Origin of the sequence: Marisediminicola sp. LYQ134, from assembly GCF_046599635.1 — a bacterium.
Taxonomy (GTDB): Bacteria; Actinomycetota; Actinomycetes; order Actinomycetales; family Microbacteriaceae; genus Marisediminicola.
Window position 1 is genome coordinate 1,656,084 of sequence record NZ_JBKIWP010000001.1, and the last position, 21,281, is coordinate 1,677,364.

At 69.4% G+C, this 21,281-nt stretch carries 20 protein-coding genes; 7 read left to right on the plus strand and 13 right to left on the minus strand.

Annotated features, from left to right (window positions below):
- Window positions 1–8 precede the first annotated feature (8 nt).
- Both ACLHIH_RS07925 and ACLHIH_RS07930 read right to left on the minus strand, forming a co-directional pair.
- Window positions 9–1,034: a glycosyltransferase family 2 protein gene (locus ACLHIH_RS07925; protein ID WP_411316174.1), complete on the minus strand. Its 1,026-nt coding sequence runs from the start codon at window positions 1,032–1,034 to the stop codon at window positions 9–11.
- 24 nt (window positions 1,035–1,058) lie between these two features.
- Window positions 1,059–2,696 carry a cell wall-binding repeat-containing protein gene (locus ACLHIH_RS07930; RefSeq protein ID WP_411316175.1) on the minus strand — a complete coding sequence of 546 codons (1,638 nt, stop codon included), beginning with the start codon at window positions 2,694–2,696 and terminating at the stop codon, window positions 1,059–1,061.
- A gap of 126 nt (window positions 2,697–2,822) precedes the next feature.
- On the opposite strand from ACLHIH_RS07930, the gene ACLHIH_RS07935 reads away from it, so the two are divergent.
- The 4 genes from ACLHIH_RS07935 to ACLHIH_RS07950 are packed head-to-tail and all read left to right on the plus strand — an operon-like array spanning window position 2,823 to window position 6,752.
- Window positions 2,823–3,725 carry a glycosyltransferase gene (locus ACLHIH_RS07935; protein WP_411316176.1) on the plus strand — a complete coding sequence of 301 codons (903 nt, stop codon included), beginning with the start codon at window positions 2,823–2,825 and terminating at the stop codon, window positions 3,723–3,725.
- Window positions 3,726–3,769: 44 nt separating this feature from the next.
- Window positions 3,770–4,756 carry a dTDP-glucose 4,6-dehydratase gene (gene rfbB, locus ACLHIH_RS07940; RefSeq protein WP_411316177.1) on the plus strand — a complete coding sequence of 329 codons (987 nt, stop codon included), beginning with the start codon at window positions 3,770–3,772 and terminating at the stop codon, window positions 4,754–4,756.
- Window positions 4,757–4,758: 2 nt separating this feature from the next.
- Window positions 4,759–5,613 carry a dTDP-4-dehydrorhamnose reductase gene (rfbD, locus tag ACLHIH_RS07945; protein WP_411316178.1) on the plus strand — a complete coding sequence of 285 codons (855 nt, stop codon included), beginning with the start codon at window positions 4,759–4,761 and terminating at the stop codon, window positions 5,611–5,613.
- A complete protein-coding gene (locus ACLHIH_RS07950; RefSeq protein WP_411316179.1) occupies window positions 5,610–6,752 on the plus strand; it encodes a glycosyltransferase family 4 protein in 1,143 nt (380 codons plus the stop codon). Before rfbD ends, ACLHIH_RS07950 begins: the two co-directional genes overlap by 4 nt.
- 51 nt (window positions 6,753–6,803) lie before the next feature.
- Here ACLHIH_RS07950 and ACLHIH_RS07955 read toward each other — a convergent pair whose 3' ends face one another.
- From ACLHIH_RS07955 to ACLHIH_RS07965, 3 genes are all read right to left on the minus strand, one after another.
- Complete coding sequence (locus ACLHIH_RS07955; protein WP_411316180.1) at window positions 6,804–8,138, minus strand: LCP family protein; 1,335 nt, start codon at window positions 8,136–8,138, stop codon at window positions 6,804–6,806.
- The gene (gene purE, locus ACLHIH_RS07960; protein ID WP_411316181.1) at window positions 8,135–8,638 is read right to left on the minus strand and encodes a 5-(carboxyamino)imidazole ribonucleotide mutase; all 504 of its coding nucleotides are present in this window, start codon (window positions 8,636–8,638) and stop codon (window positions 8,135–8,137) included. Before purE ends, ACLHIH_RS07955 begins: the two co-directional genes overlap by 4 nt.
- 72 nt (window positions 8,639–8,710) lie before the next feature.
- Complete coding sequence (locus tag ACLHIH_RS07965) at window positions 8,711–9,850, minus strand: 5-(carboxyamino)imidazole ribonucleotide synthase (RefSeq protein WP_411316182.1); 1,140 nt, start codon at window positions 9,848–9,850, stop codon at window positions 8,711–8,713.
- Window positions 9,851–9,951: 101 nt separating this feature from the next.
- On the opposite strand from ACLHIH_RS07965, the gene ACLHIH_RS07970 reads away from it, so the two are divergent.
- Window positions 9,952–10,503, plus strand: coding sequence for a GtrA family protein (locus tag ACLHIH_RS07970; protein WP_411316183.1), 552 nt, complete (start codon window positions 9,952–9,954; stop codon window positions 10,501–10,503).
- Here the strand turns inward: ACLHIH_RS07970 and ACLHIH_RS07975 are convergent.
- From ACLHIH_RS07975 to ACLHIH_RS08000, 6 genes are read right to left on the minus strand one after another with little or no spacing between them, the layout of a single operon-like run.
- Window positions 10,402–11,730, minus strand: coding sequence for a UDP-glucose dehydrogenase family protein (locus ACLHIH_RS07975; RefSeq protein WP_411316184.1), 1,329 nt, complete (start codon window positions 11,728–11,730; stop codon window positions 10,402–10,404). The genes ACLHIH_RS07970 and ACLHIH_RS07975 overlap by 102 nt on opposite strands.
- A gap of 30 nt (window positions 11,731–11,760) precedes the next feature.
- Window positions 11,761–12,303 (minus strand): PH domain-containing protein, encoded by a 543-nt coding sequence (locus ACLHIH_RS07980; RefSeq protein ID WP_411316185.1) that lies wholly within the window; start codon window positions 12,301–12,303, stop codon window positions 11,761–11,763.
- A 3-nt stretch (window positions 12,304–12,306) separates the two neighbouring features.
- Complete coding sequence (locus ACLHIH_RS07985) at window positions 12,307–13,098, minus strand: biotin--[acetyl-CoA-carboxylase] ligase (RefSeq protein WP_411316186.1); 792 nt, start codon at window positions 13,096–13,098, stop codon at window positions 12,307–12,309.
- A 9-nt stretch (window positions 13,099–13,107) separates the two neighbouring features.
- Entirely contained in the window at window positions 13,108–14,478 is a 1,371-nt protein-coding gene (locus tag ACLHIH_RS07990) for a DUF6716 putative glycosyltransferase (RefSeq protein WP_411316187.1), read from the minus strand.
- Window positions 14,475–15,347: an N-acetylneuraminate synthase family protein gene (locus tag ACLHIH_RS07995; RefSeq protein WP_411316188.1), complete on the minus strand. Its 873-nt coding sequence runs from the start codon at window positions 15,345–15,347 to the stop codon at window positions 14,475–14,477. The genes ACLHIH_RS07990 and ACLHIH_RS07995 overlap by 4 nt, the downstream gene beginning before the upstream one ends.
- Entirely contained in the window at window positions 15,317–16,621 is a 1,305-nt protein-coding gene (locus tag ACLHIH_RS08000; protein WP_411316189.1) for a cytidylyltransferase domain-containing protein, read from the minus strand. The genes ACLHIH_RS07995 and ACLHIH_RS08000 overlap by 31 nt, the downstream gene beginning before the upstream one ends.
- Window positions 16,622–16,752: 131 nt before the next feature.
- On the opposite strand from ACLHIH_RS08000, the gene ACLHIH_RS08005 reads away from it, so the two are divergent.
- Together ACLHIH_RS08005 and ACLHIH_RS08010 are read left to right on the plus strand one after the other, a co-directional pair.
- Window positions 16,753–18,351: an acyl-CoA carboxylase subunit beta gene (locus ACLHIH_RS08005; RefSeq protein WP_411316190.1), complete on the plus strand. Its 1,599-nt coding sequence runs from the start codon at window positions 16,753–16,755 to the stop codon at window positions 18,349–18,351.
- The gene (locus tag ACLHIH_RS08010; protein ID WP_411316191.1) at window positions 18,348–18,566 is read left to right on the plus strand and encodes an acyl-CoA carboxylase subunit epsilon; all 219 of its coding nucleotides are present in this window, start codon (window positions 18,348–18,350) and stop codon (window positions 18,564–18,566) included. The genes ACLHIH_RS08005 and ACLHIH_RS08010 overlap by 4 nt, the downstream gene beginning before the upstream one ends.
- Before the next feature lie 392 nt (window positions 18,567–18,958).
- Here the strand turns inward: ACLHIH_RS08010 and ACLHIH_RS08015 are convergent, their stop codons facing one another.
- Both ACLHIH_RS08015 and ACLHIH_RS08020 read right to left on the minus strand, forming a co-directional pair.
- Window positions 18,959–20,011 carry a hypothetical protein gene (locus tag ACLHIH_RS08015; protein WP_411316192.1) on the minus strand — a complete coding sequence of 351 codons (1,053 nt, stop codon included), beginning with the start codon at window positions 20,009–20,011 and terminating at the stop codon, window positions 18,959–18,961.
- Window positions 20,008–21,273: a sensor histidine kinase gene (locus ACLHIH_RS08020; protein ID WP_411316193.1), complete on the minus strand. Its 1,266-nt coding sequence runs from the start codon at window positions 21,271–21,273 to the stop codon at window positions 20,008–20,010. The genes ACLHIH_RS08015 and ACLHIH_RS08020 overlap by 4 nt, the downstream gene beginning before the upstream one ends.
- Window positions 21,274–21,281: the final 8 nt, after the last annotated feature.

Here is a 21,281-nt window from a genome sequence, read left to right on the forward strand (position 1 = left end):
CCGGACCCTCACGAGGCCGGTTGCACGAGGTCGCGCACGGCATCCTGCGCCCCGCCGCCGAACCTCGCATAGTCGCCGCGCCGCAGTGCGCGCGCGATCGGAACCACCCGGAGCGGGCGGGAGCGAGCGAGCGACGAGCGGAACGTCTCGTGGACCACCTTGCCCGCGGCGAGCGCGAGAACGGATCCCGGAACGGGCACGGCGAGGGCCCCGAGTCGGTCGACGAGGATGCGCGAGTTCTCGAGCAGTCGCGCGTTGCGCGCTGTCCGCGGCTCCGCGAGCTTCGCGAACCGGCGCCGCACCGTTAGCGCGGTCGCACCGATCGCGTTCGCGCCGTGCTGCCGGTAGTCGATGAGGGTGTCGTCGACGAGATCCGCGCCGCCGAGCGCCGCCGCGACAATCGCGAGCCACTCGTCGTGCACCCACTCGCGGGGAAAGTCGAGGGCGAGGTCGAGCAGTCGCCTCCGCACCATCGTCGTCGCCCCGGTCGCGAGGTTGCGGCGGATGTAGACCGCGAACCCGTCGCCGTCGTGTATCGCTCGCCGTTCCTCCTCCGAAACGCCGAGGGTCACGAAGAGTCCGATCCCGCTCGGCACGCCGTCGCGGTCGACGATCCGTGCGTCGGAGTGCAGGAGCAGCAGCTCGGGTCGTCGGGCGAACTCGCCGGCCGCACGCTCGAGCCGGTCTTCGCGCCACACGTCGTCTTGGTCGCACAGCGCGATGAGGTCGTTCGCGCACACGCGCATGGCGCTCTCGAAATTGCCGGTGACCCCGAGCGGCTCGGGGTTGACGACGACCGTCAGAGCGACCGCGTTACCGTGGGCCTCGGCATGCGCCTCGACGATGCGGCGCACGATCTCGACGGTGTCGTCGGTCGACCCGTCGTCCGAGAGCACGATCTCGGCGGGTCGGAGGGACTGCCCGAGGATGCTCTCGACCTGCGCCCCGACGAACTCGGCGCCGTTGCGCGTGCACAGCGCCACCGAGACGGCTATGGGCACTCTGTCGCCGGGGGATCCGTCGGGCGCTGGCACGCCCGCAACTCTAGCGACGGCGCATCACTTGCTGCACGCACGCAGGTCGAACACGGCATCGGAGAGCACGCTCTCGCCACCGAGCAGCACGACGTCCGTGACATCCGACTCCGAGATGCGATCGACGATCGCCCGCGGGATGCACGCCGCCTGGCTGATGAAGAGGGGGCTGTCTCTCGTGGCGGCGAGCACCGACCCCGCGAGCGCGTCGGGGAAGTCGTAGCCGGTGGCGATGAACGCCGTCGCGCTCGACGCGAATGCGGCCTCGTTGATCGCCGCAGACGTCGTGAACCGGTTGCTTCCCGCCTGCCGGGTCGCGGGGATGCCCGCGCTCGCGAGGGATCGCTGGATCCCCGCCGAGACGACGCTCGTGCCGCCGACGAGCACGGCGCTGTCGACGTCGAGCTGGCGGAGCAGACCGAGCGTCGCGGAATCGACGCTCGACGCCGACCCCTTCACGAGCACGATGGGAGCCGATTGGGCTCCCGCGGCGGACCCCGCGGAGAGGGCATCCGGAAACCCGTTGCCCGTCGCGAGGTAGGCGGCCGACACGCGACCGTCACCGAACGCGTGCTCGGCGATGAGCCGCGAGGTCTCGAAGCGGTTCGATCCCGACACGCGCGTCACGGGCGCGATGCGCTCGAGGCTCGAGACGACAGCCCCCGACACCGCGCTCTCGCCGCCGACGACGACGATCGAGCTCGGGGCGCGACGCGCGATCTCGGTCGCGACACCGGCCGGAAGGGCGCCGGGCTTCGTGAGGAGCAGCGGAGCGCCGTCGTGCGCTGCCGCGGGGCCCGCGCTCAGCGCGTCGGGGTAGTTGACGCCGCTCGCGACGTAGACGACCCCACCCGAGCGCACGGGGATGCTCTTCGATAGCGCGATGGCGGAGGCGTAGCGACTCGCTCCCGCGACCCGCGTCGCGTCGATGTCCGTCGTGACGGCCGCCGTCGCGGCGCTCGTCTTGGCGACCGAACGATATCCGCTCTTCGACCCCGTGACCTTCACGGTCACGCGGGTTCCGACGTCGTAGGAGGTGACGAGGTGCGTCTTCTTCGTCGCCCCCGCGATCGCCTTGCCTCCCGCATACCACTGGTACTTGAGCGTCACGGGCGCCGGCCCCCACGTTCCCGGGGCGGCCGTGAGGGTCTTGCCCACGAGTGGGCTCCCTGTGATCTTGGGTGTCGGCGTGGCCGAGAGCGACGGGGTCGGAGGCGTCGAGTCCGCGGGGTAGCCCGCGAAGATCTGCACCCAGTAGTGCCCGGTGGAGGAGTAGCCGACGCCCATGCGGGTGTAGCCCGAGCGCAGGATGTTCTCGCGGTGGCCGGGCGAATTCATCCACCCGCTCATCACCTGGGCCGAGGTGCGGTAACCGTAGGCGATGTTCTCGCCGTTGAGCCGCCAGCCCGAGGCGAGGCGGGCCGCCCGCCACTCGTTGGTGCTGTGGGCGAAGTTGCCCGTGCGACTCATCTGGTTGGCCCACTCCTGAGCGATCGCATCCATCTTCGCGTCGGCGCGCAACGGGGCGAGCGACGCTTTCGCCCGCTCACTGTTGACCGACGCGAGCACCTCGTCCTGTGGTGCGGCGACCGCGGCGGTCGTGACTCCCCCGACGGCGAGCGCCGCCGCGATCACGACTGTGAGAAGCGCGCGGAATTTCATTCGTGCAATCATCTGTCCCCCGACTAATGTCCCCCGATGGGTTGACCGTATCAAACATCCGTACACCCCGTACTGTCCGTGTTGTCGCCCGTCGGTCCGGGGACTGGCGGGTAGGATCGGATTTCCATGGCCCTCTCACCTCCCGATCCGATCGGTCACCCTCGTGTCGCCGTCGTGACGGTCAGTTTCGGGTCGTCGTCCGTGCTCGGGCCCTTCCTCTCCTCCATCCCCTCCGCCGCGGTCACCGAGTCGCCTCTCGTGGTCGTCGCCGACAACAGGGTGGATGAATCCGAGCACCTCGACTCACTCGTCTCGCGTGCGGGCGCACGCTACCTCCCTCTCGCCTCGAACCTCGGCTACGGCGGAGCCGTCAACGCGGCGACACGGGAGCTCCCCTCCTCCGTCGACTGGATCCTCGTGAGCAACCCCGACGTCGTGCTCGGCGAGGGCGCGATCGACATCCTCGTGCGCGAGGGCGACGCCGACGAGACGGTCGGGGCGATCGGACCGGCCGTGCTGACCGGCGTCGAGGGCGCGGTCTACCCCTCGGCGAGATCGGTGCCCTCACTGCGCACGGGGATCGGTCACGCGCTCTTCGCCAACCTCTGGCCGAGCAACCCGTGGAGCCGCGCGTACCGCCGGGACTCCGACGACACCCCGCTCCGCCGCGACGCCGGATGGCTCTCGGGCGCGTGTCTCCTCGTCAGACGGCGCGTCTTCGACGACCTCGGGGGCTTCGACCCCTCGTTCTTCATGTACTTCGAAGACGTCGACCTCGGCTACCGCATCGGGAAGGCGGGGTACCGCAACGTCTACGAGCCCTCCGCCACCGCGGTGCACACGGGCGCGCACTCGACGACGACCGATTCCCAGCGGATGATCGACGCCCACCACGAGAGCGCGCGGCAGTTCATGCACAAGAAGTACCCGGGGGCGCTCCTGTGGCCCGTGCGAGCCGCCCTCACGGTCGGTCTGCGCGTGCGCGCGGCCGTCGTCGGGCGGCGCACCTTCGGCGAACCGCACCACTAACTAGACTGTCGGGGGCACAGAACGCAGTATCAGAAGGAGTGGGCATGAAGATTCTCGTCACCGGCGGCGCCGGATTCATCGGTTCGAACTTCGTGAGGCGTGCCCTCGGCGACGCCTACGAGGGGCTCGAGGGAGCCGAGATCGTCGTGCTCGACGCCCTCACCTACTCGGGCAACCTCGAGAACCTCGCCTCGGTCTCCGACTCCCCGCGCTTCAGCTTCGTGCACGGAGACATCCGCGACTCCGACCTCCTCGACTCGCTGCTTCCCGACGTCGACGCCGTCGTGCACTTCGCCGCCGAATCGCACGTCGACCGCTCGGTGCGCGACGCCTCGATCTTCGTCGAGTCGAACGTGCTCGGAACGCAGAAACTCCTCGACGCGTCGCTCCGTGCCGGGCTCGAGCGCTTCGTGCACGTCTCGACCGACGAGGTGTACGGCTCGATCGCCGAGGGCTCGTGGGACGAAGAGCGCCCGCTCGAACCCAACTCGCCGTACTCGGCATCCAAAGCGGGGAGCGACCTCCTCGCGCGCAGCTACTTCCGCACGCACGGCCTCAACATCTCGATCACTCGCTGCTCGAACAACTACGGCCCCTTCCACTTTCCCGAGAAGGTCATCCCCCTCTTCGTCACGAACCTCATCGACGACAAGCACGTTCCCCTCTACGGCGAGGGCAACAACATCCGCGACTGGCTGCACGTCGACGACCACTGCCGCGGAATCGCCATGGTTCTCGTCGGCGGTCGCGCCGGCGAGATCTACAACATCGGCGGCGGCACCGAACTCACCAACAAGGAGCTCACGCAGCTCCTCCTCGACTCGACGGGCAAGGACTGGTCCTACGTCGACCGCGTGCAGGATCGCCTCGGTCACGACCTCCGATACTCCGTCGACATCTCCAAGATCCGATCCGAGCTCGGCTACGAGCCGCGCGTGCCGTTCGACCAGGGTCTCGCCGAGGTCGTGCAGTGGTACCGCGACAACCGCTCGTGGTGGGAGCCGTTGCGCGAGCGCGCGGCCCTGAGCTGATCATGACCCGGTTCCTCCTCACCGGCGCGAGCGGAATGCTCGGCCGCGATCTCCAGTCCGTGCTCGACGGGCGCGACGTCACCGCGCTCTCGAGGTCGGACCTCGACGTGACCGACCTCGACGCCGTGCGGTCGGCCGTCGCCGGCCACGACGTCGTGATCAACGCCGCCGCGCACACGAGGGTCGACGATGCCGAGACCGAGCGGGATGCGGCGTTCGCCGTCAACGCGACCGGTGCCGGCCATCTCGCGACCGCCGCGGCCGAGGTCGGGGCAGTGCTCGTGCAGGTGTCGACCGACTACGTCTTCGACGGCGTCGCGACCTCGCCCTACCCCGAAGACGCCCCCCACGCGCCCGTCTCGGTCTACGGCGCGAGCAAAGCCGAGGGCGAGAGGCTCGTCGTCGAGGCGAACGGAGCGCGGAGCTACATCGTGCGCACCGCGTGGCTCTACGGCGAGCACGGGCCGAACTTCGCCAAGACGATGCTGCGTCTCGCCGCCGACCGCGACACCCTCACGGTCGTGAGCGATCAGGTCGGTCAACCGACCTGGACCCTCGATCTCGCGAAGCAGATCGTGACGCTCGTCGACTCGGCCGCACCGTTCGGCGCGTATCACGCGACCAACTCGGGTCAGACGAGCTGGTTCGACTACGCGCGGGTCGTCTTCGCGAACGCGGGTCTCGACCCCGAGCGCGTGACTCCGACCGACAGCGGGAGCTTCGTGCGCCCCGCCCCTCGCCCCGCGTACTCCGTTCTCGGGCACGACGCGTGGACCTATGCCGGCCTCGCGCCGATGCGCGACTGGACAGACGCCCTCGCCGACGCGATGAGCAGGGGAATCATGGACCCCTCGTGACGACGACGCTCCGCGTCGTCGTCGACGACATCATCGCGCCCGGGCCCACGGGGGTCGGGCGCTATGCCGAGGAGCTCACGAGAGAACTCATCGCGACGGCTCCCTTCGGCTGCGAGGTGAGCGGTGTCGTGTCGTCGTCGGCGTCGACCGAATACGACCGGCTCGCCACGCTCCTCCCCGGCATGGTCGACCTGTTCAAGAGCGCCCTCGCGCGCCGCGAATTGCAGCTCGCCTGGCAGCACGGCATCACGAGACTCCCCGGAAGCGGCATGGTGCACGCTCCGAGCCTCCTCGCCCCGCTCTCGAAGCACGATCCCGTCAACGACGTCGGAACGCAGACCGTCGTCACGGTGCACGACGCGGTGCCGTGGACTCATCCGCACCTGCTCAAGAACCGGCAGGTCTCGTGGCACCGGTCGATGCTCAAGCGAGCGCACCGCTACGCCGACGCGATCGTCGTGCCGAGCTACAGCGTCGCCGAGCAGATCGGTGACGTCTTCGACTTCGGTGAGCGCGTCAGAGTCATCGGCGGGGCCGTGAGCAGCAAGCTCGTCGTGCCCGTCGACGCCACCGAGCGCGCCGCGGCTCTCGGCCTCCCCGAGCGCTACCTCTTCACCCTGAGCTCCCTGCACCCCCGCAAGGGCCTGCGCGAGCTCCTCACCTCGCTCGCGACGGGTGACGACTCCGGACTGCCGCTCGTGGTCGCGGGCACCCCCGAGTCGGGCCACGAGGACATCCGCAGCGTCGCCGCCGAGCTCGGTCTCGATGCGGATCGCGTGATCATCCTGGGCGTCCTCACCGACGCCGAGCTCTCGGTCGTCTACGACCGCGCCACGGTCTTCGTCTTCCCGAGCCTCGCCGAGGGCTTCGGCCTCCCGGTGATCGAGGCGTTCAGTTTCGGCACCCCCGTCGTGCACTCCGACTCGCCCGCCGTCGTCGAGGTCGCGGCGGGTGCCGGCGTCACCGTCTCGACCGTCGACATGCAGACCTACCCCGAGCGACTCGCGGCCCGGATCGCGGACATCGTGAGGGACACCGACCTCGCCGGTCGCCTCGCCGTCTCGGGATCGGACCGCGCGGGCGCATTCGCGTGGCGGGACTCCGCGCAGCGGGTCTGGCAGTTGCACGCCGACCTCTAAGCGCGCCCGAGCTCGTCGCTCGTCGCTCGTCAGGCCGAGTCAGGTGCCGAGTCAGCCGCCGTCGGCCGTCGCGGCCGTCGCGATCGTCGACCTCACGAGCGCGTGGATCTGGTCGTAGTCGGGGTAGAGCGTGTCGACGACCCCGGGCACGAGCTCGAGGGTCGTGATCGGGATGCTCCTCCCGTTGTCGGCGAGATCGACGAACCCCGGCAGCATGACCGCGGGGATGTCCGTGTCGACCACCTGAACGCCGGCCGCCGCGATGTCCTGGAACTTGGTGAGCACATTGGAGGGGTCGAACTGGGTGAGCACGGCCTCCTGCACTTGACGCTGGCGCGCCATGCGGTCGTAGTCGTTGGAGTCGAAGCGCGACCTCGCGTACCAGAGGGCTTCGCCACCGTTGAAGTGCTGCTCCCCTTGCTCGACGTAATAGAGAGGATCGGGCGCCGTGATCGGGCCGATCGCCGTGCGGGACGGCACCTCGATGTCGACACCCCCGAGCGAGTCGATGAGATTCGCGAAACCCTGCATGTCGATGAGCACGTAGTACTGGATCTCGAGGCCCGTGACCCCCGACACGGCGTCGCGCGTCGCCTCGATACCCGAGGAACTGCCCTCGGCCTCGGCCTCGGGATACAGCTCGGGGTGCTCGTCGCCGTAGGTGTAGAGGTAGTTGATGAGGCACTCGTCGCCGCAGTCGTACCCGGTCGGGAACGCTCCCCACAGGGGTGATTCGGGAGCGAACTGCGCGCGTTCGAAGTTGCGCGGAACGCCGATCATCGTCGTCGCACCGGTCTCGGCGTTGACGCTCGCGACCGAGAGACTGTCGGGCCGCAGCCCCTCCCGGTCGGGGCCGGCATCCGCACCGAGGAGGAGGATGTTGTACTGCCCGTCGACGGGCTCCTTGTATTGCCCGTTCGCGAAGATGGCCTCGATCGTGCTGCGGGTCACGCCCGCGACCATGGCGCCGTAGCCGACGACACCCGTCGTCGCGACGAGCGCGACGACGGCGAGCGCGGCGATCGCGGGCCTCGCCCTCGGGTATGCCCGCACGATCTTGACGAGCCTGAGGGTGTCGAGTGTGAGAACGACCCAGAGAACGAGGTACGCGACGAGGCCGATCTGCACGACGGTGAGCGCGATCGGATTCGACGCGACACCGTAGATGACGCGCGGGAGCACGAAGAAGAGCACGGCGGCCACGACGACGAGCGTCCACAGCAGGAACGTCATCGAGACGCCGAAGCGCCCGAGCCGGCGATTGCCGGCGATGAGCTGGGCGGAACCGGGGATGAGGATGTTGAGTCCCACGAGCCACCACGCCCGACGGGTCATGGTCGAGGGTGACTTCAGGTCGGGGTGCCTGACGGGGCTGATCGTGCTCACAGGCTCGCTTTGAGGTTCTCGTTCTTCGTCGCGACGAGATCCTTCAGATCGGACGCGTGCTGCGCGAGAGCCGTCGCGAGGGCGGGGTCGGTGGCCGCGAGCATCCGGATGGCGAGGAGTCCCGCGTTACGAGCACCGCCGATCGACACCGTCGCGACGGGAACACCCGCGGGCATCTGCACGATCGAGAGGAGGGAGTCGAGGCCGTCGAGGGTCGCGAGCGCGACGGGAACGCCGATGACGGGGAGTGTCGTGACCGACGCGAGCATGCCGGGGAGGTGCGCGGCGCCGCCGGCACCCGCGATGATCGAGCGGAGTCCCCGCTCGCTCGCACGAGCGCCGAACTCGAGCATCCGCTCGGGCGTGCGATGCGCCGAGAGCACCTCGACCTCGTGCGCGACACCGAACTCGGTGAGAACGACGGATGCGGCCTTCATGACGGCCCAGTCGGAGTCCGAGCCCATGACGACAGCGACGAGGGGCTCAGGCATAACGGCCATCGTACTTCGTGGCGCGCTCTCGCCTCGGCAAGCGAGGGAGCGTGTTCGCTCGCTCTGCGGTGGTGTGCACGGTTACGACGTCGGGCGATCGACGGCTTCCGATCCCAGCAGGAGAGCCGCCGCGCGGGCCCTCCAGACGACGTCGTCGAGGTCGTCACCCGTCGCGGTCACGTGCCCGACCTTGCGGCCCGGTCTCGGGTCTTTACCGTAGTTGTGCACCTTGACCGAGGGCTGGTCGGCGAAGGTCACGGGGTAGCTGTCGACGAGGGCGCCGTCGGGGTGACCGCCGAGCACGTTGACCATGACGGCCCAGCCCGCGTGAGCGTCCGTCGCTCCGAGCGGGAGGTCGAGGGTCGCTCGCACGTGCTGCTCGAACTGGCTCGTCGTCGAGCCGTCGATCGTCCAGTGCCCCGTGTTGTGCGGTCGCATCGCGAGTTCGTTCACGAGGATGCGGTCGTCGTCGGTCTCGAAGAGTTCGACCGCGAGCACTCCCGTGACGTCGAGGAGCTCGGCGATGCGGCGGGCGACCGATTCGGTCGCCTCGGCGAGCCGTCCGCTCGACCGGGGCGCGGGCGCGATGACCTCGGCGCACACTCCGTCGCGCTGCACACTCTCGACGAGCGGCCACGCGACGATCTGCCCCGACGGCCGTCTCGCGACGAGCTGCGCGAGTTCACGGCGGAACACGACGAGCTCCTCGACGAGGAGGGGTTCGTCTCCGAACCAGTCGGCGACGTCGGCGCTCGACGCCACGACCCTCACGCCTTTGCCGTCGTATCCGCCCGTCGCGGTCTTGACGACGGCGCGACCGCCGTGGGCGCTCACGAAGTCGTCGAGGTCGGCGGGGGTCGACACCCTCGCCCAGTCGGGAACGGGGATACCCGCGGCGTCGAGACGCTCGCGCATGCTGAGCTTGTCTTGCGCGAAGAGGAGGGCGGCCGGGCCCGGTCGCACGATCGCCCCGGCATCCTCGAGCGCCGCGAGCACGGATTGCGGCACGTGCTCGTGGTCGAAGGTCACGACGTCGACGTCGCGGGCGAAGCGCACGACCGTCTCGGCGTCGCGGTAGTCGCCGACCGCGGTCGCGGCGAGGGATGCCGGCGCGCCCTCCGCCTCGGCGAGCACGCGGATCTCGATCCCGAGGGCTATCGCCGCGGGGATCATCATGCGGGCCAGTTGCCCACCGCCGATGACACCGATCGTGAGAGTCATGCCGACCTTCCAGTTACCGAGACGACGCGACGGTTAGTATTTCGAACCGCCTCGAACCATCTTGGCGCATCACCGCCGCCGTCCAGCATCAGGGAGCCCGCATGCACCGCCTGGCTTCCCAGCTCACCAAGTTCGGTCTCGTCGGACTCGTGGGTCTCGCGGTCGATGTCGGGCTCTTCAACCTCTTGCGGGCGACCGTCCTGTCTCCCGCGGATGTCGCGGAGGGCCCCCTCGTCGCGAAGGTCGTCTCGACGGCCGTCGCGATCGCCGTCAACTGGCTCGGCAATCGCCACTGGACGTTCAGGTCACCCGAGTCATCCGCGGCGACGACGCACCGCGAGACGGTCGTCGAGGGCGTGAAGTTCGCGATCGTGAGCGTCGGCGGAATGCTCATCGCCCTCGTGTGCCTGTGGGTCAGCCACTACGTGCTCGGATTCACGAGCGCGTTCGCCGACAATGTCTCGGCGAACGTCGTCGGACTCGTGCTCGGGTCGGCCTTCCGCTTCGCGCTGTATCGAGCGTGGGTGTTCCGGGAGGCTCCGGCGATGTCGTCAGGGACGCCCGAGAGCGCGGTACGTCCACCCGGCCTCACGCCAGACCACGGGGTCGACGCAGTTGCGGCCGTCGAGCAGAGCTCGGCCCGACACCACTGACGTGAGCTCGGCGGGGTCGAGGTCGCGATACTGCTTCCACTCGGTGAGGAGCAGAACGACGTCGGCGTCCTGTGCCGCCTCGACGGCGGTCGACACGTAGGTGAGCTCGGGGTGGCGAGCGCGCGAGGTCTCGACGGCTTCGGGATCGGTCGCGACGACGATCGCGCCGAGTTCGGCGAGGCGCACGGCGACGTCGAGCGCGGGCGAGTCGCGCACATCGTCGGAGTCGGGTTTGAACGCGAGACCGAGCACGGCGATGCGCTTGCCGCTCACATCACCGTCGAGCACCTCGGTCGCGAGGTCGACCATGCGGCCGCGGCGACGGAGGTTGATGCTGTCGACCTCGCTCAGGAAGCTCAGCGCCTGCTCGACACCGAGCTCTTCCGCCCGGGCCATGAACCCGCGGATGTCTTTCGGAAGGCAGCCACCGCCGAACCCGAGGCCCGCGTTGAGGAACCGGCGGCCGATGCGCGCGTCGAAGCCGATGGCGTCGGCAAGCTGGGTCACATCCGCTCCCGTCGCCTCGGCGACCTCGGCCATGGCGTTGATGAACGAGATCTTCGTGGCGAGGAACGCGTTCGCGCTGACCTTCACGAGCTCGGCTGTCGCGTAGCCCGTGACGACCTTGGGCGTTCCGGCGGCGAGCGCCGCGGCGTACACGGCGTCGAGCACCGACTCGGCGTGCTCGTCACCCTCCCCGACTCCGTAGACGAGGCGATCGGGCGAGATGGTGTCCTTGACCGCGAAGCCCTCGCGGAGGAACTCGGGGTTCCACGCGAGGGTCGCGCCGACCCCCGCGCCCGACACGACGGCCGCGAGGCGCTCGGCGGTGCCGACGGGCACGGTCGACTTGCCGACGACGAGATCACCCTCGGAGAGGTGCGGGAGGAGCGACTCGACGGCCGCGTCGACGTAGGTGAGGTCGGCGGCGTTGCTTCCCGCGCGCTGCGGGGTTCCGACGGCGACGAAGTGCACCGTCGCTTCGGCGGCGGCGGCGATGTCCGTGCTGAAGGTCAGTCGGCCCGATGCGGTCGCCGAGGTGAGCAGCTCTGGGAGGCCGGGCTCGTAGAACGGGGGGCGTCCTGCCGCGAGGAGGTCGATCTTGGCCTTGTCGACGTCGATGCCGATCACCCGGTGGCCGAGTTCGGCCATCGCGGCGGCGTGCACGGCTCCGAGGTATCCGCAGCCGATGACAGAGATGGTGAGGGGAGTGGAGAGAGAAGTCACGTCCGACACACTAACGCCGCTCGACGTCTCTCAGCGGCCACCCCAGGCGGTCGTCTCGCCGCGCACCTCGGCTTGAGCGGCCTGGCGTCGTGCGGCGATCGGATTGACGCTGCTCTCCATGAGGTCGTGGAGAGTGCGCTGCACGAGGTCCGCCGCGGGGATGTCCTTCAGAACGACGGGCGAATCGAGGCCCGTGTTGATGAGAACGTCGCCGCACCGCAGCGAGCTCTGCACCGCGTTCTTGCGCACCGTGATGTCGTAGCCCCGACTGTGCAGGAGCTCTTGCCTCGAGCGGACGAAGAGTCCGCGGCGCAACACGATGCGCCGCGTCGTGATGATGTAGCGCTTCGAGAGCCAGGAGAGCAGCGGGAGGACCCACACGAGCAGAACGAGCGCTGCAGCGCCACCCGCCACCGCGAGGTTCTGCCACTCCTCGTCGAAGCGACCGACGAAGTAGGCGCTCGCCCCGCACGTGGCGATGAGCACGAGCGACGGCCAGAAGAGTGCTCGTCCGTGCGGTCGCAGACTCGCGACGATGCGCTCGACCTCCCCGGTTCCGCGCTCATCAGCCATGCGTCATTCATACCTCAGATGAGTCACATCCCCGGCGGCGACAGACTGCCTGCTGCCATTCGACAGCTCGACCACGAGCCGGCCGGTGTCGTCGATGTCGACGGCGTCCGCGCGGAGCTCCGACCCGTCGGGAAGCACGACGCGCACGGGCCTCCCGATCGAATCGCACGACGCGACGATCCTCGAGCGCACTCCGCTCGCCCGAGCGTCACCTCCGGCCGCGGCGAACGGGAGGTAGAGCCGCGAGAACTCGATGATCCACGTCGCAAGCACGGCGTCCGCGAGAGCATCGACATCGCCGACGGCGCCCTCGATGGCGAGAGACGTCGACGTGGGGGTGGGGAGAGCATCGGGAGCGAGCGTGAGATTGACACCCGCACCCACGACGACGCCGTCACCGGTGGGGAGCATCTCGGCGAGGATGCCGCAGACCTTCCGCTCGGCGATGAGCACGTCGTTCGGCCACTTGAGGGTCGCGCGAGGCGAAGGGAGCACGCCGTCGACCGCGCGACTCATCGCGAGCCCCGCCATCAGCGGCACCCATCCCCAGCGGTCGAAAGGCACGGCGACGCCCGCGGAGTCCCGAGGTCTCAGGAGCACCGACGCCGCAAGGGTCTGTCGAGGCGGGGCTACCCACTCCCGACCGAGCCGCCCTCGGCCTCCCGTCTGCGTCGTCGTCGCGACGATGAGAAACTCGTCGGCGCCCGGGGCGCGTGCGAGCACCTCGTCGTTCGTGCTCACCGTCGACTCGAGGTCGATCACGGGAGCGAGAGCCGAGGCGCGGGGAAAAGGCATTCCCCGAGCCTAGGGGCGCGTCATCCGGCGATCCTCCGACGTCGAACGCATCGACCGGCGCGCCGCTCGCACGGCGAGCACGACGTATCGCGCGGGCATACCGACGGCGAGCGCGACAAACCCCGCCGCCGAGCGGTCATATCGCCCGAGCGCACGCTTGCGATCCCACACGCGCCGGAGTGTGCCGCCGAGGGTTCCGCGGAACTGCGGGCGCACGGCGAGTGTTCCGGCCTCGCGCTCGACGACGAGAGTCTCGAGCACGGCGATGCAGTCCACCGTGTCCGGCGCGTGGAAATAGTTGTCGTCGAGCCAGCGGGCGTCGGCGAGCCTGGCCCCCGTCGTCGCGAGCGACGAGAGCGGCCCGAGCAGGCCGCTGCCCTCGAAGACGGTGTTGATGAGGCCATTGGAGACCCCGAAGTCGTCGAGGACGAGCACCGGGATGTCCCGATGCACGGCTTCGATCGCCGCCGTCGAGCTCACCGTCACGAGGGCCGCCGCCGTGTCGAGCGACGCCGACATTGGCCCGGTGTCGATCACGAGTTTGCCGCGGGCCTCCGGTAGCTCGGCGAGGAGGGTGTCGTAGGGATACCGCTCGGCGTGGGTCTGCGGCTCCCCCGCGAGACCGCGCAACTTGAGCACGACGCGGCGGGAGGGGTCGGCGTCGGCGAGCGTCGCGAGCTCACGGAGCACGTGCTCGCGGTCGGACTTCTCTCTCGGCACCTTCGCTTGGGCGGCGAAGACGATGTCGGTCGCGGCGCGGTCACGGGATCCCCGCTCGCGAGCGGTTCCGGTCGGCCGCGGAGTGTCGGCGAGGAACGGGAGGGTCGAGAGCGCGAAGCGCTGCCCGACCCCCATCGTCGCGGCGAGCGCGCGGAACTCGTCGATCTCCCGCGCGCTGTGCAGGATGAGCGCGTCGACTTGAGCGCGGTAGTAGAGCGCCTTGCGGGTCGCGGGGATCGAGATCCCCGGGAGTCCGCTCACGAGCACGGGACGCCACGGCGTCGTCGCGCCTCGCCCGCCCGGACGACCCGCCCTTGCGCCACTCGCGTCGGTCGCCCGCCGCGCCTCGCGGTCACCGAGGATCGCCCGCACGAGCACCCTCACGACGGGGCCTCGCACCGAGAGCAGAACGATGTCGGGACGTTCGGCGGCGACGCGGCGCGCGATCTCGTCGGCACCGCGGATGTCGACTCCGCGGGTCTCGAACACCGTGCCCGCGAGGGCCGCGGCGACTTGGCGCGCGCTCGGCACCGCGGGTGTCTCCACGACGACGAGGTCGGTCGTCCACGACTGCGGCATGCGACCGAGCGTCGCGGCACCCCACTTGAGGTAGGAGTCCGAGTCGGCGACCGCGAGAACGGTGAGAGGTCTCTCCGTCACACCGTCACGCGTCGGAGCTTCGCGAGGGGTGCGAGCTCCCCGGGGAACACGCGCTTCTCGCCGTCGCCGAGCGCCTCCTCGATGATGCGGATGTCGCGCACGAGCTGTGTGAGCCCGTGGGGCTCGAGCGAGGCCGCGTGGTCGCTGCCCCACATCGTGCGGTCGAGGGTGATGTGCCGTTCGACGGCGACGGCACCGAGGGCGACGGCCGCGATCGAGATCTGCAGTCCGCGCTCGTGACCCGAGTAGCCGACGGGCACACCCGCGTATCGGCGCTGGAGCGTGCCGATCGTGCGCAGGTTCGCCTCCTCGGGAGGCAGGGGGTACGTCGAGGTCGCGTGCAGCATGACGAGGCGCTCGGTGCCGAGCACCGCGACGGCGGCGTCGATCTGGTCGAGCGTCGACATCCCCGTCGACAGGATGACGGGCTTGCCCGTCTCCGCGATCGCCGTGAGGAGCCCGATGTCGGTGACGGAGGCCGACGCGACCTTGTAGGCGACGGCACCGAGGCCTTCGAGGAAGTCGACGGAGGGCTCGTCCCACGGCGACGCGAACCACGCGAGCCCCTTGAGTGCCGCGTAGTCGCCGATCTCGATGTACTGGTCACGATCGAACTCCACGCGGTAGCGGTAGTCGAGGTAGGTCATCGTGCCCCACGGGGTCTCCCGCGGCACGTCGCGCATGTGCTCGGGGGTCGAGATCTCGGGGGTGCGCTTCTGGAATTTGACCGCGTCGGCACCCGCCTCGGCGGCGACGTCGATGAGTCTCTTCGCGAGCTCGACGTCACCGTTGTGGTTGAGGCCGATTTCGGCGATCACGTAGACGGGGTGCGATTCGCCTACGGCTTTTCCGCCAATGACAACGGCCATGACTGCTCCTCTGATGTGGTCGTGCGTGTGGTGATGGGGTCTGTGGTGCGGGGATCGGTGCTGATGGGGATGCCCGTGTCGACGGGGCCGGTTCCGGGGCTCGCCCTCCGGGGCGACCGTGAGCGCAAGACGCGGTCGGCGAGCTCGCGCACCGCGCCGTGTCCGCCGGCGTGGGCGAGCACGACTCGCGCTGCGGTCATCACCGCGGGATTCGCGTCGGCGACCGCGACGGGCCACCCCGCGATCTCGAGCGCGGGAAGGTCGTTGACGTCGTTGCCGAGGTAGGCGAGTCGCGCGAGGTCGATGCCGTTGCGCTCCGCCCAGTCGGTGAGCGCCGTGGCTTTGTCGTCGACGCCCTGGAGCACCTCGACGCCGAGCTTGCGTCCGCGCGCGGCGACGACAGGGTGCCTCTCCCTCGAGAGGATGAGCACGGGAATCCCGGCATCCCGCAAGCGTGCGACACCGAGGCCGTCCGACCGGTTCGTCGTCACGAACTCGCTGCCGTCGGCGCCGATCACGACGGTGTCGTCGGTGTGGACTCCGTCGAAGTCGGTGACGACCGCATCCACATCGATGTCGTGGGAGGGGTCGACGATGGGGGCGATCGCGCTCGCGAGCTCCAGTTGCGGCGCCGTGTCGATCTCGATCGAGCGGCGCTCGTCGGTGAGGGCCACGCCCACGGTGCCGAAGAAGCGGTACTTCTCGTCGCGGAACCCGGCGGCGCGCATGACGTAGAACGCGCCCGTCTCCTGGTAGTGGGCCTCGCGATCCTGACGGCGAGCGCGGAAGGTGTGGTCGTGGTTGACCCCCTCCGCCCCCGTGTCGGTGAGCCGCCAGAGGAAAGCGTGGGTCTCGATCGCCGAGAAGACGACGTCGCACTCCCCCGACTGCACGCGGTGGATGGCGCGGTCGAGGTCGGCGGGGTCGATGAACGGTGAGGTCGCCTGCAGGAAGACGATGATGTCGGGGGTGTGATCGAGTCGCTCGAGCACGTTGAGCAGAGCGGACTCCGAGCTCGCCGTGTCGCCCGAGAGCTTGGCGGGGCGCGCCATGATGTCGGCGCCCTCCGACTTGGCCGCCGCGGCGATCGCCTGGTCGTCGGTGCTCACGATCACGCGGTCGATGCGCTTCGCGGAGCGAGCGGATGCCGCGGCCCGCGCCACGAGCGGAACGCCCCCGACGCGGCGCAGGTTCTTTCCCGGCACCCCCTTCGAGCCGCCCCTCGCGGGGATGACGGCCACGACGGAAGCGCGCGGCGATGGCGTATACGTCACTCCTGCGCCCCCTCTGGTACTCACACCCCGACGGTAGGAACGCTGTCGGTCCGGGCGCTGTCTCGGCAGTGAACGGGAGGGGGACGGGAGGCGACCACTCGGGGACGGAGGGCGGTGGGTAAAGTGAACGCGTGATCGACGACAACGCTTCCCCCGACCTCTCGACGACCGCGGGCAAGCTCGCCGACCTCAAGCTCCGCTACCACGAGGCCGTGACGGCGAGCGGCGAAGCCGCCATCCAGAAGCAGCACGCCAAGGGCAAGAAGACCGCGCGCGAGCGCATCGAGACTCTTCTCGACCACGGCTCGTTCGTCGAACTCGACGAGTTCGTGCGACACCGCACGACCGCCTTCAACATGGACAAGTCCCGGCCGTACGGCGACGCCGTCGTCACGGGAACGGGCACGATCCACGGCAGGCAGGTCGCCGTCTACGCCCAGGACTTCACGATCTTCGGCGGGTCCCTCGGCGAGGTCGCGGGTGAGAAGATCCTCAAGGTCATGGACCTCGCGCTCAAGACGGGCGTGCCGATCATCGGCATGCTCGACTCGGGGGGCGCTCGCATCCAGGAGGGTGTCGTCGCACTCGGCAAATACGGCGAGATCTTCCGTCGCAACACGCACGCCTCGGGCGTCATCCCCCAGATCTCGATCATCATGGGCCCCGCGGCGGGCGGCGCGGTGTATTCCCCCGCGCTCACCGACTTCGTGATCATGGTCGACAAGTCGAGCCAGATGTTCGTGACCGGCCCCGACGTCATCAAGACCGTGACGGGCGAGGATGTCGGCATGGAGGAGCTCGGTGGAGCCCTCACGCACAACCAGAAGTCGGGAGTCGCCCACTACCTCGCGAGCGACGAGGACGACGCCCTCGACTACGCGCGGACACTCCTGAGCTACCTCCCCGACAACAACCTCGCCGAGCACCCCGTGTATGCGAGCGACGTCGAGCTCGAGATCACCGACGCCGACCGCAAACTCAACACGATCATCCCCGACAGCCCGAACCAGCCGTACGACGTCAAGACGGTCATCGAGCACATCGTCGACGGCGGCGAGTTCCTCGAGACCCAGCCCCTCTTCGCCCCCAACATCGTCGTCGGCTTCGGTCGCATCGAGGGGCGCGCTGTCGGTGTCATCGCCAACCAGCCGAACGCGATGGCCGGAACCCTCAACATCGAGGCGGGCGAGAAGGCGTCGAGGTTCGTGCGCTTCTGCGACGCCTTCTCGATCCCCATCATCACGCTCGTGGATGTTCCCGGGTATCTGCCCGGAACCGACCAGGAGTGGACGGGCGTCATCCGGCGCGGGGCCAAGCTCCTCTACGCCTACGCCGAGGCGACCGTTCCCCTCGTGACCGTCATCACACGCAAGGCCTACGGCGGCGCCTACATCGTCATGGGTTCGAAGCAACTCGGTGCCGACATCAACTACGCGTGGCCGACCGCGGAGATCGCCGTCATGGGCGGGCAGGGCGCCGTCAACATCCTCTACCGCCCCGAGATCCGCGCGGCCGAAGCGGCGGGCGAAGATGTCGCGGCGGTGCGCGCGAAACTCGCGAGCGAATACACCTACAACGTGGCGTCGCCCTTCCTCGCGGCCGAGCGCGGCGAACTCGACGGGGTCATCGAACCGGCGGCGACGAGGGTCGCGATCGTCAAGGCTCTCCGCGCCCTGCGGACGAAGCGCGCGAGCCTCCCCGCAAAGAAGCACGGAAACATCCCGCTGTGACACGGGCCACGGAATCCTGCGCGGGCATCGAGGTGCTCCGCGGCTCCCCGACCGATGTCGAGCTCGCCGCGGCACTCGCCGTGATCGACGCAATGGCCGCCGAACCCGACGACGAAATGGCTCCGCCCGTCACGACGAGCGCGTGGCAGCGGACCCAGCGGGCCGGCCGCGTGCCTCTCCACACGATCGGCGCGTGGCGGTCGTTCTCCGGCTGACCCGAGGATGATCGGTGCGTGATCGGGTGTCGGTCGCGAGATTGTACCCCGGCACCCCGTGCGTTCGAGCGCGAGGTGTCGTATGCTGATGCCGGTCAATATCTGGACCGGGTGCGGAATTGTCCCCCAGAAGTCCTCAGAAATGCCGACTTCGGGACACCCGACGAGCGTGCAGACTTGATCGTGCTAGGTGTCTCTTCACGAGTGCACCACCAATCACTGGCCGACTAGGGTAAGCGGGCCAGTGGTTCGGGGGCGAGTCAGGGCGACATTCGGGTTGTCGTCCTGACTCACAGTTTGATGCGGGACCGGTCCACGGGGCCGGTCCCGCTTTCTCGTGGTGCGGAATGTCTCGCCGATCATCCAGGAGACGCGGCCTCACGTTGTCGAGCTCAGACGGCCGTCGCCGCCGCGCCGACGCGGGGGATCTCGAGCCACAGGTCGATCTCGTCGCCGTCATCGTCGTCGTCTGGCTCGTGCCCGAGAAGCGAGTGGATGCCGTCGTTACCCGAACTGAGGCCCACGACCGTCACGGCGATGTCCGAACCCACGGGCACGGTGCGCACGACGATGCGGTCGGTCCTCGTCTCCTCGACGGCCACAGCGAGCCGATCGAGGACACGATCGCGTTCGTCGTCGGGCAGGTCGTCGATTCCCCCCTCGTCGAGGAGAGTCACGGTCGTCCCCCGGCGCCTCGAGGCCATGACGGCGGCACGCACGCGGTCGTTGAGCAGCGTGCGCCCGCGGATCTCGTCACGGATGGCCCCCTCGAGGTAGAGGCACTCCTGGCGCTCCTCCTCGGTGAGGTTGCCGCCGCTCGCCACGATCTGGCGCAGCATCGGTGTCGCCATGCGCGCGGTCTGGCCGAGCCGGAACTGTCGCTCGAACACGTGGGCCTCCTGGGCCGCGCGCCACTCGGCGGCCTCACGCTCGGCGAGAGCGTATTGCCGAGCGTCTCGGGCCGCCGCGGCGAGAGAGTAGGCGAGGGCGTGCGAGATGCCCACCCAGACCACGCTTCCGACGATCCCGAGGTCGGCGAGCTCGCCGACACCCTGCCACGCGATGCTCTGGGCGACGAGAACGCCGACGCCGACCCACGCGAACGACTGCCGCATCCGGGTCGACGTGATGACCATGAGCGTTCCGATCGCGGCGGTGTGCCACGCCGCGTAACTCCCGCCGGGGCCGTCGGGCAGTTGGCTCGTGACGAGGAGGGAGATCGCGATGGTCGCGATGACGTTGAACGCCGCGAGCCAGATCGGCATGCGCGGAGACCGGTAGGGAAGCAGGCTCGCCGTCGTCGCGGCGGCATAGATGACCATGGCGGCGATCACGGGCCCGCGGGACTCGGCGACGTCGAACGACACCGCGGCGAGAACCAGATGATAGGCCGAGAATATCGCGGCGAGGGTGATGATGAGAGATCGGGGAATGGAGATGATCACGCGGTCGTCACCCCGGTTCCCGCCTCGCGCTCCCACGCCGGCGGCCCGTCGTCGGAGGGGTCGGGCCAGCGGATGGTCACGACCGTGCCCTCGCCGGGTGCCGAATCGACGTCGACCTTGCCTCCCGCGTTCGCGACCCTCTCGATGATCGAGACGCGCAGACCGATGCGCGCGGTCGGAACCTCGTCGAACACGAACCCGTCGCCCGTGTCGCCGACCTCGATGACGAGCGGGCACGAGAGCGACCTGCCGACGGACACCCACCGGGCGACGTCCGGGCGCGTGCCCGCGTGCTGCACACTGTTGACCATCGACTGCACGGCGGCCGAATAGACGGCTTCGGCGACATCGCCGGGGATGCCACCATCCGACTCACCCGCCCCGGGAGGAGAACGCACCTCGAACTCCGCCCCGAGCGCGACGACCTCGTCGGAGATGCGCCTCGCGAGCTCGGCGAGGCTCACGGTCTCGGTCGTACTGGGCGACGACGTCGCCGCCTCGCGCACGTACCCCATGGCGTTGAGAGCCATGCGCGCGGAGAGGCGTTGCGAATCCGCCGTCACCGCCCTCGCCGAGGCGAGCAGGGTCGTGAGCACGCTGTCGTGCACGATCGCGTCGACGCGCACGCGCTCGACCTCGGTCGCGTGCTGGCCGATCGCGGTGGAATACCGCTCGAGAGCGAGCGATTGCGCGAGGTCGACCGCCGCGGCGGCCTGGCGCAAGAGCGTGATGATGATGAGCACGGCGCCGCCGAGGAGCACGGCGTAGACGATGTCGAGGGCGACGAGGTCGACATCCGTTTCGCCTCCCGCAGGCGACAGCCTCACGACACCGTAGGTGAGGGGGGCGATGAAGAGCGTCGCGGTCGACGCCCACACGGGCCACGCGACGGCCGCGGCCGCCGTCGCGACGGTGCAGAGGAACCACGGCCACGGTCGGCCGTCGACCGGCGCGGAGGGGTCGGAGAGACTCAGCGGCCACGAGATCATCGCGGCGAACCACGCCACGACGACGATGACATTGGCGGGCACGATCCAGCGCTTGAGCGCGGAGGCGACCCCCGCGAACACGAGAGACCCGAAGACGAGCGTCGTCATCGGAGCACTCCACTCGACGAGCGTCTGACCGGCCTGCTCGAACACCGTCGGGAGAGTCTGCGCCCCAAAGGCGAGCCCGAAGACACCGGACGACCGCGCGATGACCGTCTCGATCTGCCGGCGGCTGATGGGATTGCGCGCTACCCGCGACGGGGTGGCTGCCACGCGAGCGG